At 35.1% G+C, this 17,297-nt stretch carries 10 protein-coding genes; 8 read left to right on the top strand and 2 right to left on the bottom strand.

The features are described 5' to 3' along the window. Positions 1 to 2: 2 nt before the first annotated feature. Positions 3 to 578, bottom strand: coding sequence for an RNA polymerase sigma factor (locus VB776_RS21295; RefSeq protein WP_323698891.1), 576 nt, complete (start codon positions 576 to 578; stop codon positions 3 to 5). 206 nt (positions 579 to 784) lie between these two features. Here VB776_RS21295 and VB776_RS21290 point away from each other — a divergent pair, with 206 nt between their 5' ends. The 6 genes from VB776_RS21290 (at position 785) to VB776_RS21265 (ending at position 11,904) form a co-directional block, all read left to right on the top strand. Next, positions 785 to 1,372, top strand: a complete 588-nt coding sequence (locus VB776_RS21290; protein ID WP_323698890.1) for an RNA polymerase sigma factor — start codon at positions 785 to 787, stop codon at positions 1,370 to 1,372. 128 nt (positions 1,373 to 1,500) lie between these two features. Further along, positions 1,501 to 2,610: a FecR family protein gene (locus tag VB776_RS21285; RefSeq protein ID WP_323698889.1), complete on the top strand. Its 1,110-nt coding sequence runs from the start codon at positions 1,501 to 1,503 to the stop codon at positions 2,608 to 2,610. Between the two features lie 450 nt (positions 2,611 to 3,060). Next, positions 3,061 to 6,495, top strand: a complete 3,435-nt coding sequence (locus tag VB776_RS21280; protein ID WP_323698888.1) for a TonB-dependent receptor — start codon at positions 3,061 to 3,063, stop codon at positions 6,493 to 6,495. Between the two features lie 165 nt (positions 6,496 to 6,660). Then, on the top strand, positions 6,661 to 8,160 hold the full coding sequence (locus VB776_RS21275) for a RagB/SusD family nutrient uptake outer membrane protein (RefSeq protein ID WP_323698887.1): 1,500 nt from the start codon (positions 6,661 to 6,663) through the stop codon (positions 8,158 to 8,160). A gap of 30 nt (positions 8,161 to 8,190) precedes the next feature. Then, complete coding sequence (locus tag VB776_RS21270) at positions 8,191 to 10,272, top strand: hypothetical protein (protein ID WP_323698886.1); 2,082 nt, start codon at positions 8,191 to 8,193, stop codon at positions 10,270 to 10,272. Between the two features lie 18 nt (positions 10,273 to 10,290). Next, a complete protein-coding gene (locus VB776_RS21265; protein WP_323698885.1) occupies positions 10,291 to 11,904 on the top strand; it encodes a family 16 glycosylhydrolase in 1,614 nt (537 codons plus the stop codon). 164 nt (positions 11,905 to 12,068) lie between these two features. Here the strand turns inward: VB776_RS21265 and VB776_RS21260 are convergent, their stop codons facing one another. Next, positions 12,069 to 12,494 carry a hypothetical protein gene (locus VB776_RS21260; RefSeq protein WP_323698884.1) on the bottom strand — a complete coding sequence of 142 codons (426 nt, stop codon included), beginning with the start codon at positions 12,492 to 12,494 and terminating at the stop codon, positions 12,069 to 12,071. A 391-nt stretch (positions 12,495 to 12,885) separates the two neighbouring features. Between VB776_RS21260 and pheS the strand changes: the two genes are divergently transcribed. Both pheS and VB776_RS21250 read left to right on the top strand, forming a co-directional pair. Next, positions 12,886 to 13,923, top strand: a complete 1,038-nt coding sequence (pheS, locus tag VB776_RS21255) for a phenylalanine--tRNA ligase subunit alpha (protein WP_323260335.1) — start codon at positions 12,886 to 12,888, stop codon at positions 13,921 to 13,923. A 241-nt stretch (positions 13,924 to 14,164) separates the two neighbouring features. After that, positions 14,165 to 17,134, top strand: a complete 2,970-nt coding sequence (locus VB776_RS21250; RefSeq protein WP_323698883.1) for a glycosyltransferase family 117 protein — start codon at positions 14,165 to 14,167, stop codon at positions 17,132 to 17,134. Positions 17,135 to 17,297 lie beyond the last annotated feature (163 nt).

Here is a 17,297-nt window from a genome sequence, read left to right as displayed (position 1 = left end):
AATTATTTTTCGGATTCGTAATAATTTTTCAATTTCGTCTGTAAATTTTGTTTGGCTCTGAATAGCAACGATTCCACAGCCGAAATGCTCAATTCCATCACTTCTGCAATTTCTTGATAGCTTAATCCATCAATTTTATGCAATGAAAACGCTACTCTTTGGCGTTCGGGTAATTCATCCATTTTGCTAAAAAGTAAGTGTGTTCGCTCTTTATTTTCAAGTAAAATGCCTGGATGTTCAGCGACTATATTGCTAGGTGAATTGAGTTGTTCTTCTAAACCAAAAATTGACAATACAAAACTGAATCGCTTTTTTCGTTTCTTTTTTCTTAAATAATCCAGTGATTTATTGACGGCAATTCTGTATAAAAAAGTTGATACTTTAGCGTCGCCTCTGAACGAAACAATTGATTCATAAACCTCAATAAAAACCTCTTGCGTTAAATCTTCAGCTTCCTCGACATTCCGCAGAAAGCCCAGACAAGTATTGAAAACTTTGTCTTGGTACTTTTCCACCAAAAATCGAAAAGCCACTTCATCAGCGTTTTTTAACTTTTCTAAGAGTTCTTTTTCAAGCATTGACAACAATTGAGGTTCATTTACGCTTTAGATGTTATTAATTTAAAAAACTTGCTGAGTAATTTGATTTTTTTTTAATAGAAGCCAAAAATATTAAAATCTTGTTTCGTGCTACAATAACTTATGTGCTAATACTCATAACGAAATCAAGAGTTTCTAGTATTTATTGAATGTTTTGCAGTATTTTGCATCATTATTTTCATCAAATGGAGCCTAAAAACGATTACATAGCACTGTGGAAATCCTTCCAAGAAGGTGATAGTAAAGCACTTGGGCATCTTGCAAACCACCATTACAAGGTTCTTTTTAACTATGCCACCAAGTTTACCAAAGACCGTGAGCTGATTAAAGATTGTATTCAAGATTTATTTTTGTTTTTGTGGGATCATCGAGAAAAACTACAATCTTCTCCTTTCGTTACGATTTATTTGTTAAAATCTCTTAGAAATAATCTTTTCAAAAAACTCAATCAAGAAAAAAGAAACGCTTCTGATGATTTAGATATTGATTTACCTTTTACCGAAGGCATCAGTCCAGAGTCGGAATTGATTGAATTAGAAATGTTTTATGAAAATGAATCAAAACTGAAAGCACTTCTTACTTCATTGCCCAAACGACAACAAGAAGTAATTTTCTTGAAATTCTACGAAGGTTTGAGCATCGAAGAAATTGCCGAAATTATGGATATGAACCGCCAATCGGTTTCTAATTTGTTGCACCGTGCTATTTTGAATCTTAAAAGTAATTGGTTTCTTGCTGCACAATTGTTTTATGTACTTTATTTGAAAGCCTAATTTCTTCGGCTTTTTGTCTCTTCATTTTTCTTTTTCAAAAAAAATAAAAAAATATTTCATTTCAACTGAGTATGGAGTATTAGGTATCGGCTATTTCAAGTATAGAGCAAAATAATACAAATTATTCTATGTTAGATTACAGCCAATATACAGCTAATGAATTCGCTTTGGATGCGAGTTTCAGAAAATGGGTTTTGAAAAACACGCCATCAGAAAGTATTTTCTGGGAAAATTGGCTTGCTCAACATCCTGAAAAATATGAAACTACCCAACAAGCGAAAGCAATTATTTTTGCTCTTAGAAATGTTCAAGAGGAAATTGGGGAAGAAGAAATCGCAGAGGCAATTGCTAAAATTGTAGATATAGCCGAACAAAGAAATATCAAAAAGGTAAATTTCTGGCAACATGCTACTTTCCGCAAGTTAAGCTTAGCGGCTTCTGTGTTGTTAGTGACTTTACTTTCCTATGTTGTTTTTGATAAATTATCCGAAAAAGAAACACCAACTTACAGTAATTCTGTAGCCAAAGTCGCACAGAAAACGAAATTCATCGAAATAAAAAACACTTCATCAACAAGCCAATTAATTACTTTATCAGACGGAAGTTCAGTGGTTTTGCAAGCAGACAGTAAACTAAGTTATCCAGAAAAATTCACGGGTGATACTCGTGAAGTAGTACTTTCTGGAGAAGCTTTTTTTGAGATTGCTAAAAATCCTAATCAACCATTTTTTGTTTATGCCAACGAAGTAGTGGCAAAAGTATTAGGAACAAGTTTTACCATCAAAGCTTTTGAAGATGAAAAACAAGTACAAGTATTTGTAAAAACGGGAAAAGTTTCGGTTTTCTCTCAGAAAAATGTTGCACTCAAAGAACAACAAGTAAGTAAAGTATTAACGGGTTTATTGGTTTTACCAAATCAGCAAGCCACTTTTATTCGTCCTAAATGGCAATTCAAACGAGCTGAATTGACAGCTCCGCAAATTGTAGCATTGCCTATTATACAAAGCCAGAGTTTTGTTTTCAAGAACAAATCAGTATTAGAAGTGTTTGATATTTTAGAAAATGCCTACGGAATCGAGATTGAGTACGACAAAACTTTGATGGCTTCTTGTGAACTAACTGCCGAATTGGGCGATGAACCGCTAGCTGAAAAAATCAAACTTATTTGTGAAGTATTAGAAGCCAAATATGAAATGAAAGACGGTAAAATTGTGATTGAGGGAAAAGGATGTAAATGATAATTATGAATTATAAGTTTTTTTAAGATAAGTAAAAAGAAAGATTAAATAGACATTCCTTTATAAGCATATTTGATAAGTAAATACTTGATTTTGAGAATTTACAGATAACAGAATACTATTAACTGATAACTTCTTTTTACTTAAAAACAGTAAAGTAGCTCTTTAAAATTTTAGTTGAATCTATTAAACAATTTCAAAACATAAACAATCATCAAACAATTAATAAAATCTCAAATCAACGTGAAATAATCAATCTATCAAATTTCGTGTAAAAAAAAGCCGATGATGCTACCAACATCACCGACTTAAATATCCCTAAAAAGTGCTCAAGCTTTTCAACATCAACTATTCATTTGATGCAGGGATTCTTTTGTGTCAGTCGTTCAAAACTAACAATTCAAAATTATGTCAAAAAATCGACAATTTAACAAGATTCCGATTAAGATCATGCGAATCAGTTTATTCCAAACCATTATTACCTTTCTGTGCATTTCGTTTGCAAATGCAAGGACAACAAATGCTCAGGAAATACTTGACCAAAAAGTAAGTATCAACGTTAGTCAGCAAGAAGTTGAGAAAATTCTTGAAAAGATAGAAACCGAGGCAAATATCAAGTTTATGTATAGCCCTCAGTTGATTATGGCTAACAGAAAGGTAAGTCTTGTAGTAAAGAAAGAGAAACTTTCAACGGTTTTAGAAGAATTGCTAAAGCCTTTGAAAATCAATTATGAAGTAGTTGGAAGGAAAATCTTACTGAAAAGATTGAGTCCTAAAACTGCTTTGAAAATGGATGTAGAAGATAAATTGGGCATTTTAGAAAGCAATATCGTAGAACAAACCATCAAAGGGAAAATTACGGATGCAGAAAATAATGAAACCATCGCTGGCGTAAGTATTGCCATTAAAGGAACAACACAAGGAACTACAACCGATGCCAATGGAAATTTCTCATTGGTTGTTCCTAACGAAAAAGCAGTACTCGTTATTACTTCGGTTGGTTATGACCCACAGGAAATTACTGTAGGTAATCGCTTTACAATCAATATCAGTTTAGTGCCTGATACCAAAAATCTAAATGAAGTGGTAGTAGTAGGTTACGGTACGCAAAAAGTAACCAATGTTTCGGGGGCAATTGCTACCGTAAAAGGAGCTGATATTGAAAAGCTTCGTCCTGTTCGTCCAGAAGATGCCCTTCAAGGTAGAGCTTCTGGTGTTACTGTTATTTCAAACGGTTCGCCAGGTTCAAAACCAACAGTGTTGATTAGAGGTATTCCTTCTTTTTCTGGAACAGACCCTGTTGTTATTATTGATGGCGTACCGCAAACGTTGAACGACTTTAATTCAATCAATTCGGCTGATATTGAATCAATGAACGTATTGAAAGATGCCGCAACGACAGCGATTTACGGGGTAAAAGGTGGAAATGGTGTGATTGTAGTAACCACAAAAAGTGGTGGAAAGAATCAGAAAGCAGAAATTTCTTACAGTAGCAATTACGGCGTTCAGCAAGTAATGAATACAATTGGCGTGTTGAATGCAACTGAATATGCTGCTATTTTAAATGAAGGAAGTTTAGTTTCTGGCGGAGGATTAATTTTTAAAGATTTATCGACAGTAGGCGTTGGAACCGATTGGCAAAAACAAGTTTTTAAAGATGCTCCTTTGCAATCACATAATGTTTCGGTAAAAGGTGGAAGCGAAAAAGTTCAGTACTTTCTTTCTGGGGGATATTTAGGACAAGATGGTATTGTAGGTGGTGGTGAAAATTCAAATTTTAACCGTTTGAATTTTACAACAAACCTTACTTTTCAGATTGCACCGAAGTTGAAATTCTTGGCAAACACAAGTTATGTAAACATAAAAAGTGTAGGAGTACAAGAAAACTCTTTTAATTCAATTATCGGAAGTGCCTTAAATTTCGACCCAACTGTATCAGTATTAAACACTGTACCGAATACGGTAGGAAAATATGGTTTTAGTAATTTATTGCTTTCAGAAATTTTTAATCCTTTGACTAAACTGGATAACAACTACAATGAAAGTAACGGAAATAAATTATATGGAAAACTGGAGTTTCAATATGAAGTAATCAAAAATCTGACGCTTTCTTCTCGTTTTGGTTATACCAATTTTAATAATACTTATAAATCGTTTACGCCGCTTGTTTTTTACGGCCCTTTGAATGTTGAAAATACCATGAATGCCGATGGTTCGACCGTTACAGGCAGACATAACAGCGTTTACGAATCTAAACGAACAGACAATACTTATACTTTTGAAACTTTTGGTACTTATAATTTCAAAATTAACAATGACCATAATTTTGAAACAGTATTAGGTATTTCACTGGCTAAAATAGCAGGTGATGAAATCAATGGTTCAAGACAAGACGTTCCTTTTAATTCATGGACTTTCGCAGACCTTACTTCTGCAACGGGTATCAATACTGCTACTAATACCAACGCTCAAACGGTAGGTAACGGACAATATTTCAGAAAAAACCTTTCGTATTTTGGTAGAGTAAACTATGATTACAAGGACAAATACTTAGTATCGTTCTCTGCTCGTCGTGATGGTTCTTATGCTTTCGGTATTGATAATAAATTTGCCAATTTCTATGCAGGTTCTTTGGGTTGGGTGATTTCAAACGAAGATTTTTTCAGTGTTGATTTCTTGAATTACTTGAAAATCAGAGGAAGTTACGGTTCAATCGGTAACGAAAACGTTAATCCACAATATGTAGGTATTATTTCTGGTGGCCCAAGTTATGCAGGCGATGCCAACAGTAATGGTTATACTTTTGGCAATACTTTTACCACTGGTTCTACGGTGGGTTCTTATGCGAATACTACTTTGCGTTGGGAGAAACAATTACAAAGCAACTTTGGTTTTGATATACGTTTTGGCAATAATAAATGGTCGCTTTCGGCAGATTATTTTGATAAGTCTGTTGATGGTTTACTATTTACGCCTTCTATTTCATTGTACTTGGGTGCTGCTGCTGCACCAACTGCGAATATTGGTTCAACCAAAAGTAGTGGTGTTGACTTGAATCTTGGATACAATGCTGAAATATTGAAAGATTTAAAACTGAATACTAACGTTACTTTTACAACTTCTAAAAACTTAGTAACTGCTACTAACTCAGACGGTACTGCTATTATTCCGGGTGGTTCATACTTCAATGGACAATCACAAACGGCTACTCGTTTCCAACAAGGTTTTGCTCCGGGATATTTCTACGGATTCAAAACCAACGGTTTGTTCCAAAATACTGCACAAATCGCTGAAGCTCCTACACAAACAGGAGCTGTTCCAGGTGATATTCGTTTCGTAGATGTGAATGGTGACGGACAAATTACTGATTTAGATAAAACACAAATCGGTAATCCTTTCCCTGACTTTACAATGGGTTGGAATTTAGGAATTACTTATAAAAGCCTTGATTTAAACGTCTTTACTTATGCGTCTGTAGGTAACGATATTTATAGAGCTTATGAAAGAAATGCGATTTATTCTAACAAATTCAGGTCTGTTTTAGGAAGATGGACAGGTGAAGGTTCAACTAACGATGCCAATAATCCACGTTTCTCTTTTGTAGATGCTAACAGTAATATCAGAGTTTCTGACCGTTACATTGAAGATGGAACTTTCGTGAAAATCAAAAATATTCAGCTTGGTTATACATTACCATACTCTTTAGTACCTAAGAAAGTAGTGAATAAAATCCGCATTTATGCACAAGTAAAAAATGCTTTCACTTTTACGAAGTACTCTGGTTACGATCCAGAAATTCCGGGTGGAGTTTTAGATACTGGTGTTGACCGTGGTAATTATCCACAAGCCAGAACTTGGTCTATTGGTGTTGATGTGAGATTTTAAATTTGGGATTTCAGCTTTCGGATTTCGGACATCAGTTTTTTGGCTTCTTATTACGATTTTCAGTAATTAAAGCTGATAATCTAAGCGTAAATAAAAGGTTAAATTCCAAATCCGACAATCGAAATCCGATGTCCGAAAGCAATTACATTTTAAGAAAAACTAACAATGAAAAATATAAAAAATACGCTCTGTTTTCTATTCATTACAATGGCTATTTCTAGCTGTAGTGAATGGGTTGACTATAGTCCAAAAGACGATTATAGAGTAACCGACCAAGATTATTTGAAATCTTCTGCTGATTACCAAAGCATGGCTGTAAGTGTTTATACACCAATACAATGGTTGAATCAGTTAGTGCCAGTGGGAGATATTGCTTCTGAGAATGCTGTAGCTGGTGGGGAAAATGCTTCTGACGTGCTGGATTTACAGAATATTGATGACCTCACACTTACTGCACAAAACGGAACTTTAGCCGAACTATGGAAGGCTTCTTACGAAGGTATTAATCGTGCGAATTATCTGTATCAATACAAAGATAAAAACCCCGCAGGCGAAGTAATCGCTTTTCCTGAAAAAGAAGTTATGTACGGTGAAGTAGCTTTTTTAAGAGCCTACTATTACTTCACTTTGGTAAAAGTATTCGGAAATGTGCCTTTGTTTATGGATAGAAAATTAGGAATTGCTGATTCAAGAACATTGAAACAAGCACCTAAAGCAGATGTTTATGCACAAATTGAAAAAGACTTAACCAATGCAATTGCTGTTTTACCAAGTACTGACCCTAAAAATGGTAAAATTACCAAATTTGCGGCACAAGCACTTTTAGGAAAAGTTTACTTGTATCAGAATAAATTTGATTTGGCTGCAAGTACACTCAAAAGTGTGATTGATGGACCGTATTCTTTAGTATCAAATTTTGGTGACATCTTCTTGCAATCTGGTGAAAATGGTGCTGAAGCTGTTTTTGAAATTCAATATTCGAATCTTTCTCCTTATTACAATTGGGGTGGTGTTACTCGTGGACAAGGAAATTTAGCGGTTCAGCAATGTGGTATTCGTGGACTTACTGGTAATAGTCCTTATGCAGCAGGTTGGAGTACTAATTTGCCTACACAAGACTTAGCAAATGCTTATCAAGCAGGAGATAAAAGGAAAGACGTTACTTGTCTGGACATTGAGGCTTACAAAAATGCTAATCCTGGTTTTGGTATTACTTATCAAGTAGCTCCTTATAAAAATACCGGTTTGTACAATCAGAAATACTTGCCAAGAAAAGGAGAATCTAGCGGACAAATCGAATTGAATTATTTGAATAATCAACGTATTATCCGCCTTTCGGATGTCTATTTGATGTATGCTGAGGCTTTGAATCGTAAAGCTTCTCCAGATGATGCCAATGCACAATTGTACTTAAACAGAGTACGTCAAAGAGCTTTTGGCGATAATGCACATAACATCTCGGCTACTGGAAATACCTTGAAAGAAGCTATCTGGGCTGAACGTAGATTAGAATTAGGTATGGAAGGCGACCGCTTCTTCGACTTGGTTCGTACTGGACAAGCGGCTACGAAAATCAAAAACTTTGTCGTTGGAAAGAACGAAGTATTTCCAATTCCTCAAGCTGAAATTGAAGTTTCTGGCTTGGTACAAAATGCTGGTTATTAATTCAGACTCATATTTTCTAAATGAATTTCGATGAAAAATATACATAAATTTTTATCCATGTTAGCGTTTATTGCTATCATGTCGGCATGTAATGAAAAGTTTTTTGATGATATTTCTTTTCTTGAAACTGCCTCTTCGCCAGCAAAAATGTCGGCTCTTTTTGACATTACCCAAGACAATACGGGTTTAGTCACTATCACGCCAAATGGTGAAGGCGTTGCTACTTTCTCGGTAAATTTTGGTGATGGTACTGCTACTCCTGCCACAGTAGATGCTGGAAAAAGTGTACAACACAAATATGCGGAAGGTGTTTACACAGTTAAATTGGTCGGAAAAGGTGTTACAGGAAAAGTGACTGAAAGTACACAAGAACTTACTGTCTCTTTTAAAGCCCCAGAAAATGTAGAAATGAATGCCACTATCGACCCCGCAAATCCTTTTAAAGTAAACGTTTCGGCAAAAGCTACTTATGAAACTTTATTTAAAGTGTATTTCGGAGATGTTGCCAATGAAGTGCCAGTTTCTTTTTTAGAAGGTGAAACTATCAGCCATACTTATACAGCGGTAGGAAATTATGAGATGAAAGTAGTGGCTTTGAGTGGTGGAAAAGCAACAGCCGAAGTAAAAAAGACCATAAACATCGTCAGTCCTGTGGTTTTACCACTTGACTTTGAAACGGCTGGACAAACCTATAAATTCAGCAATTTTGAAGGTGGAGATGTTTCTGTAATTGCCAATCCGCAAGTAAGTGGTATTAATACTTCTGCTAAAGTGGCTAAAATGGTGAAAAATCCGGGACAAACTTATGGTGGAAGTTTAATTACTTTGGGTGGGTCAATGGACTTTTCTGTGAATAAATACTTCTCGATGAAAGTGTTTTCTCCAAGAGTTGGTGCAAAGGTTTTATTGAAAGTAGAAAATGCTTCAAATGGTTCACAAAGTTTTGAGAAAGAAGTTACTACAACCAAAGCAAATGTTTGGGAAGAATTAATCTTTGATTTCAGCGCTATTAATACAGCTAATTCATATCAAAATGTCGTATTGATTTTTGATAATGGTACTCGTGGAGATGGTTCAGCGAATTTTACTTTCTTGTTTGATGACATAAAATTGATGAATCCTGTTGTGATTGCACCAATTAATTTACCTGTCACTTTTGATGAAGTTAATACCAATTATACAGTCACTGATTTCGGTAATAATAGTACGATCGATGGCGTTGACCCAACGAATGCAAGTAACAAAGTGAAAATCACTACAAAACCTACTGGTGCTGAAACTTGGTCTGGAACTACTATCGGAACACCAACGGGTTTTGCTTCTGCCATTAAATTGACGGCTTCTAATCCTAAAATGAGTGTGAGAGTATATTCTCCAGCAGCGGGAATTCCAATCAGATTAAAAATTGAAGACCGTAATAATGCTTCTATCTCTGTTGAAACAGAAGTATTGACTAAATCTGCTAAAGCTTGGGAAGAATTAACATTTGATTTTACTAAACAAGTAGCTGGTACTCCTGCGCTTAATTTATCGAATACTTATCACAAAGCTTCTCTATTCTTTGATTTTGGAACGGCTGGTAATGGTAAAGCTTTTTATTGGGATGATGTAAAAATCGCTACAGTTACCGAAACCAATAATACGCTTACTATTCCATTGACTTTTGAATCTACTTCTTTGAAATACGACTTTTTGAATTTTGACGGAGGAAATGCAACAGTTATTGCAAACCCACATTCAAATGGGATTAATACGAGTGCAAAAGTGGCACAGATGATTAAAAATGGCGGTCAAGCTTGGGGTGGTGCTTTTATTACTTTAGAAAAACCAATAGATTTCTCTGTCGGTAAAACTTTTAAAATGAAAGTATATGTACCGAAAGTAGGAACTAAAGTTTTATTGAAAGTAGAAAATCTAACGGATGGTGGCGTAAGTTTTGAAAAAGAATTAAGCACAACAAAAGCTAATGCTTGGGAAGAACTAACTTTTGATTTCAGTGGAATTGATGTAAGCAAAAGTTATCAAAAAGTAGTCTTGATTTTTGATAATGGTACCAAAGGAGATGGCTCTGCGAACTTCACTTATTTATTTGATGACATCATTCTTTATTAATCTAACATTCAGGTAATCATGATAACTAATAATATAAAATCATTTGTACTCATTTTGTGTGCATCGGCAATGAGTTTTAGTGCTTGTAAACAAGCAGAATATGCTTTTGGAGATATTGTTGCGCCATCTAACCTTACTGTAACCGCCGAAGTACAAGGAGTAGATGCCAACAATCCAAACGGAAATGGTTCTGGAAATGTGGTTATTTCAACCCTTGCCGACAAAGCTTTGACTTATAAAGTTGATTTCGGTGATGGAACTACGCAAATGGTTCCTTCTGGAAAGATTACTTATAAGTACAGTCTTCCGGGTACTAAAGATTATACCATTACAGTAAGTGCTGTTGGAACGGGTGGTGCGGCTTCTACCTTGAGTAAAAAAGTAAAAGTATTTGTCGCTTTTGAAGTACCTGCGGATATTCTTACGGCTTTGACAAACAATGCTTCAAAAGTTTGGGTGAATGACAAAGATGCGGCGGGGCACGTAGGTGTTGGCCCAGCAGATGCTTTTTCGCCTATTTGGTATGCAGCAGACCCCAATACTCGTCCTGCTTGTTTGTATGATGATGAAATTACTTTTACAAAAGATGCTAACAACAACGTAGCAATGACTGTCGATAACAAAGGGCAATCTTCATTAATTGGTGCGGCTACTTCATATTATGGTTTGGCTGGTGGAGATGGTTGTTATGATGTAACTACTGCTGGTGCTAAAAATTTAATTTTCTCGGGTGCTACTTCGGCATCTACAGCCGCTAATTCTACTAGAGTACAATTTACTGTACCTGGAAATGGTATTGTAAATTTTGCCACAGGAAGTAATACGTATGAAATATTAGCTCTTTCTGCCAACAGCATGACTTTAAGAACAATTGGTGCAGATGGAAATGCTTGGTTTACCAAATTGAAAGTAAAACAAGCCGAAGAACCAGTAACAGAAAAGAAATTGTTTTGGGCAGAAGAATTTGATAAAGACGGAGCGCCTAATCCTGCTGTTTGGGGTTATGATTTAGGAAACGGTGATAATGGTTGGGGAAATGCTGAAAAACAATTTTATACCAACCGTACTGAAAATATCCAAGTGAAAGATGGGCTACTGAAAATTACTGCTCAAAAAGAAAATTACAGTGGTTTTGCCTATACTTCTGCAAGAATTCAAACCATGAATAAATTCTCATTTACTTATGGTAGAGTTGATATTCGTGCCAAATTGCCTACTGGAGGAGGTACTTGGCCTGCTTTATGGATGTTAGGAAGTAATATACAAACTGTTGGTTGGCCTGCTTGTGGTGAAATAGATATTATGGAATATAAAGGCAACGAACCTAATAAAATCTATGGAACGATGCATCATCCTAATCATTCTGGAGGAAACGGCGATAGTGGGAACACAACTATTACAAATGCTTCTACAGAATTTCATATCTATTCAGTAGATTGGTCGGCAAGTACTATCAAAATGTATGTTGATAATAAACTTTATTATACTTTCAATAACACAGGAGCTTTGCCATTCAATAAGGATTTCTTTTTTATTATCAACTTTGCAATGGGTGGAACATTTGGCGGAGCGATTGATCCAAATTTTGTTACCTCAACGTTTGAAGTAGATTATATTAGGGTTTATAAATAGATGGTTTTAACAGAAAAAGACAGGTTAATAGCCTGTCTTTTTCTGTGTTTATTGAAGGAACATTGTTTAGATACCTAAAATTGTTTATTAACCTTTTTTGTTTTAAAATATGTTATTTTATTGTAGTGATAGAACCTTGATACATCCTAAAAAGGCTATTCTTTCTAATTTGATTTAGTATTTATATTAGTTACTCTTTCATATTTTGTTTGTTCTACTTTATCAACAAATTTTGAAATTGCTTCAGTATTCATATTACCAGTATCAATCTTAATTGTAGCTGTTGGTGATTTAATAAGAATCATACTCTTTTTTGTTAAGTAGAATGTCGCAAGTAATACTCCACAAAGAAAAATGCCCAATTCTATACTTCCGCTTCCCAGTGAAAACATCCCTACACAAATAGCAATACCTATCAAAATCCAATTAAACTGTACATAAGTTTGACATGAACTAATATGCTCCAACATAATACTTGTTGTTTCTTGAGAGCCTAGACCATCAGATTGCTGGAATATTCTATGTGTTGTAAGGATTATACTTTTATTGTCTGATTCAAGTACAATTTTTTCGTTGGGAAATAGTTTCATCTTCGTTTTTTCTACAAAAATATATCTTTGACACTTAACATAATAGAGTAGAAATACGTGTTCTCAATTTTCCAATCCCGAAGGGATGACAGGATTATAGTAAAAAGAAAAGATTAAGAAAAATAGTACGAAACTCTGGAAGATCTGGTATGAGGGCTTCATTTTCAAGCTATAAACATTTGAATCCTTTTGATTCTTTTCAATAATTTCATTCTCGATTGGATTAGGTTTGAACTCAATCCCAAACCCTATTCTCTAAATTTGCCTTTTTTTTTGCCCCTTTATGGTGAATAGTGTAATTTTGTACATCTTCAAGAAACAATCATTCAAAATTCTTCAAGATGCCATCGTAAACCTAATACTTTGGCTCACTGAATTCATTACTGAATCAATGCAAGATAAGATTAACGACATTCATCAGCAGATTGCTGATTTTACTATTTCCAACAAGGAACAATTAGAGGCTTTCCGTATTGCTTATGTAGGACGTAAGGGCGTAATTGGCGACCTTTTTGATGAACTGAAAAATGTTGCACAAGAAGAACGCCGTGCTGTTGGACAATCCCTGAATTCATTAAAAGAAGCGGCTCAAGTAAAATTTAATGAGTTTCAAGCTTTGATGGAAGCAAGTACTGAAAAATCAGTAGCGATTGAATTTGATTTAACACTTCCAAACGTTCCTTTCGAAAATGGAAGTATTCATCCGTTGACTTTAGTGCGTGCTAGAATCATCGAAATCTTTGCTAAAATGGGTTTCAATGTTTCGGATGGTCCTGAAATAGAATCTGATTTTTATAATTTCACGGCATTGAATTTTGCTGAAAATCACCCCGCTCGTGAAATGCAAGATACCTTCTTTATCGAGAAAAAAGGTGGAAATGTAGCCGACGATATGTTGTTAAGAACGCATACTTCTAACGTACAAATTCGTTTGATGCAAAACCAAAAACCGCCTTTGCGTTCAATTATGCCAGGTCGTGTATATCGTAACGAAGCCATTTCTGCGAGAGCTCACTGTTTATTCCACCAAGTAGAAGGCTTGTATGTTGATAAAAATGTAGGTTTCAAAGATTTGAAAGATACGCTTTATTACTTTGCCAAAGAGATGTTCGGACAAGATACTAAAGTACGTTATCGTCCTTCATATTTTCCATTTACCGAACCTTCTGCTGAAATCGACATTACTTGTTTAATCTGTAAAGGTAAAGGCTGTAATGTTTGTAAGTATTCGGGTTGGGTAGAAATTGCTGGTTCAGGAATGGTTGATCCTAATGTGTTAGAGCAATGTGGCATTGATTCGCAAGAATACACAGGCTTTGCCTTCGGAATGGGAATCGAAAGAATTACGATGTTGAAATATCAAATCAAAGATTTACGATTATTTACTGAAAATGATGTAAGATTCTTGCGTCAGTTTGAAGGATTATAACATAAATGGCTATTAAATCGACAAAAGACCTGTTCATTCAGGTCTTTTTATTTTACACAAGTGCATAAAAATTAACTACTTCTTAGCCGAATTAACACATTTTAACAGCCCTACCCTCTTCAAGCCAATCTTATTTAGTATTTTTGAATTCAAATTTGTCTTTTGCTTACGTTGATAAGCGTTTTTGGCTAAAAAACGACCATTATCAACAAACAACCGATAACTGATAACGTACCCCTCAATGAACAATTTTAAAAAAATCAACAATCTCATAGGCTGGATTGTATTTGCTATCTCACTATTTGTCTTCACCGCAACGGTTGAACGTACTGCTTCCTTCTGGGATTGTGGTGAGTTTATCGCTTGTGCATTTAAGCTTCAAGTTCCACACCCTCCAGGAGCACCTCTATTTTTATTATTGGGTAGAATGTTCTCGTTGTTAGCTGGTTCAGACACCACTCAAGTAGCTTACTGGATAAACATGATGTCGGTACTTTCAAGTGCTTTAACGATATTGTTTATGCACTGGACAATTGTGTTGATTGGCCGTAAAGTTTACAACAAAAAATTTGAAGAGCTTTCAAAAGGCGAAGCCATTACTTTATTAGGTGCTGGTGTAATTGGTTCTTTGGCTTATGCTTTCTCTGATACTTTCTGGTTCTCGGCTGTTGAAGCGGAAGTTTATGCTATGTCATCATTCTTTACTGCTTTGGTAGTTTGGGCGGCATTCAAATGGGAAGTTATTGAAGATGAAGCTACTGCCAATCGTTGGTTGATTTTAATTGCTTATATCGTTGGTCTTTCAATCGGTGTTCACTTATTGAATTTGGTTACTGTACCTGCTTTGGCATTATTATATTACTTCAAAAAATACCCAAAACCTACTTTCAAAGGTGGAATCATTGCTTTATTGGCGGGTTTATTTATTCTAGGAGTAATTAACTCGGCAATCATTCCGGGGATTCCTTCAATGGCATTCAAATTCGAATTATTGTTTACCAATGGATTCGGATTACCTTATGGCTTTGGTGCAATTTTCTTTATAGTTGCTTTAGTCGCTGCAATTGTTTGGGGAATTTTATATTCTATCAAAAAAGAAAAAGTAAACCTGAATATTTCCTTACTTTCATTGGTTTTTGTATTAATTGGATACCTTTCTTACAACTTGGCTTTTGTTCGTTCTACTTTTAATACTCCTATCAACGAAAACGACCCAAGTAATATCTTGAATTATGTGAAGTATTTGAAGCGTGAACAATACGGAGAGCGTTCTTTATTGTACGGTCCAATTTATACGGGTACAGTTGAAAGTGTTGAAAAAGGTGCGCCAGTTTACAAAATGAAGGATGGCAAGTATGAAGTTTATGACTACAAACAAAAACTGATATACTCTAAAGACGGACAAATGTTATTGCCACGTGTATATAGCAGTTCTCCTCAGCACATTCAATTATATGAAGAAATGTTAGGATTAGCTGCTGGCGAAAAACCTAGTTTTGGCGATAACCTTAAATTCATGTTTACCCATCAAATGGGACACATGTATATGAGATATTTACTTTGGAATTTTGTGGGTCGTGAAAGTGACGTTCAAGATGCTGGCGTAATTGACTATACCAGAAAAGGCGAGCTTCCGGAATTATTGGCACATAATAAAGCAAGAAATAATTACTTCTGGTTGCCAATGATTTTAGGCTTATGTGGTTTTGTATTATTGGTTCGTAAAAACGAAAACGACTTCTTAGTAACAACCTTAATGTTCTTATTGACAGGTTTGGCATTGGTTGTGTTCCTAAATTCACCACCAGTAGAACCTCGTGAACGTGATTATATTTATGTAGGTTCGTTTTATTTCTTTGCTATTTGGATTGGTCTAGGTGTAATTCAATTAGCAGAATGGTTAGGTAAATTCTTGAAGAACCCGATGGTTTCAGGTACTGTAGCAACTTTAGTAACAGCAGTAGTTCCAGTAATTTTGATTCAACAAAACTGGGATGACCATGACCGTAATCACCGTTACCACCAAATAGATTTTGCTAAAAACATGTTGAATTCATGTGCACCAAATGCTATTTTATTTACAGGTGGCGATAATGATACTTTCCCATTGTGGTATGTACAAGAAGTAGAAGGCTACCGTACAGACGTGCGTGTTTGTAACCTTTCTTTATTGGGAACAGATTGGTATATCGACCAAATGAAGCGTAAAACTTATGATTCGCAAGCACTTCCAATTTCTTTACCAAAAGACCGTTTCTTGGAAGGTTTGAATGAGCAAATCATGTATTACGAAAACCCAAATGTTAAAACGGGCATCAATTTATTAGAATACTTGAAATTGGTAAAAGATGATAATCAGGCTATCAAAGTACCTTTAACGGATGGCTCAATGATTAATACTTTACCAACTGAAAATCTATTCTTACCAATTGATGTTGAAGCGGTTAAAAAAGCAGGATTTGTACCAAAAGACTTAGAACCATTCATGACAAATCAAATGGCTTGGTCAACTGGTAAAAATGGTATCATGAAACCAGAATTGATACAATTAGATTTGATTGCTCAGAATGCAGCAACAGGCTGGAAACGTCCAATTTACTTTGCTACCACTTTACCTTCTGCAAGTTATTTGAACTTGAAAGAATACATGCAATTAGAAGGTTATGCTTACAGATTGATGCCTTTCAAAGTGCCAGAAGCAAAAGATGGTTTTGTAAACAGCGAATTAATGTATAATAACCTGACTACGAAAATGTTCTGGCGTGATTTGGATAATCCGAAAACATATTATCATTCAGATTTTTATTTAGAAGTTCCAGTAGTAACGGCTCGTTTAGCTTTCTTGCGTTTAGCAGATCAATTAGTTCGTGAAGGCAAATTTGCTAAAGCGAAAGCTGCATTAGATTATTGCTTGAAAGTAATGCCTGATAAAACCATTCCTTACGATCAACTTTCTGCCAACTTCGTAGCACTTTACTTGGCTGCTGGCGATAAGAAAACAGGTTTAGAAATGGCTGAAACTATTATGAACAGAAACAATAAAGCTTTAGATTATTATCTAAACGATAGAAGAGGTAGCGATAGCAGAGAAGTACAAACGAATTTATATGAGATGCAAATCATCATTGAAGGCGTAAAAAATGCAAAATTGCCTGAAGCAGCCAAGTATCAAGCGATGCTTGATAAGCAAATGAATAAAGCGAATTCTTAGTTTTTAAGACTGGAATACTTTATTTGAAAACTCTTTTTGAAATTCGGCTTCCCTTTAATCTTGTAAATATTTAATAATCAATATATTACCAATAAAATAACCCCGGGAAAGTGTCAATACTGGCAATTTTCGGGGTTTTTCTGTATTTTGTTTCTGCTAAAAA

Origin of the sequence: Arcicella gelida, from assembly GCF_034931025.1 — a bacterium.
In the GTDB taxonomy this organism is placed as follows: domain Bacteria; phylum Bacteroidota; class Bacteroidia; order Cytophagales; family Spirosomataceae; genus Arcicella; species Arcicella gelida.
Note: the sequence above shows the minus strand (reverse complement) of the source record. Positions and strands in the feature narration are given on the sequence as shown.

Excerpts from the sequence above, each read along its gene's own strand:
- VB776_RS21280 (WP_323698888.1), top strand. The coding sequence starts at position 3,061 with ATGCGAATCAGTTTATTCCAAACCATTATTACCTTTCTGTGCATTTCG.
- VB776_RS21295 (WP_323698891.1), bottom strand. The coding sequence starts at position 578 with ATGCTTGAAAAAGAACTCTTAGAAAAGTTAAAAAACGCTGATGAAGTG.
- VB776_RS21275 (WP_323698887.1), top strand. The coding sequence starts at position 6,661 with ATGAAAAATATAAAAAATACGCTCTGTTTTCTATTCATTACAATGGCT.
- VB776_RS21260 (WP_323698884.1), bottom strand. The coding sequence starts at position 12,494 with ATGAAACTATTTCCCAACGAAAAAATTGTACTTGAATCAGACAATAAA.
- VB776_RS21290 (WP_323698890.1), top strand. The coding sequence starts at position 785 with ATGGAGCCTAAAAACGATTACATAGCACTGTGGAAATCCTTCCAAGAA.
- VB776_RS21270 (WP_323698886.1), top strand. The coding sequence starts at position 8,191 with ATGAAAAATATACATAAATTTTTATCCATGTTAGCGTTTATTGCTATC.
- VB776_RS21285 (WP_323698889.1), top strand. The coding sequence starts at position 1,501 with ATGTTAGATTACAGCCAATATACAGCTAATGAATTCGCTTTGGATGCG.
- pheS (WP_323260335.1), top strand. The coding sequence starts at position 12,886 with ATGCAAGATAAGATTAACGACATTCATCAGCAGATTGCTGATTTTACT.
- VB776_RS21265 (WP_323698885.1), top strand. The coding sequence starts at position 10,291 with ATGATAACTAATAATATAAAATCATTTGTACTCATTTTGTGTGCATCG.
- VB776_RS21250 (WP_323698883.1), top strand. The coding sequence starts at position 14,165 with ATGAACAATTTTAAAAAAATCAACAATCTCATAGGCTGGATTGTATTT.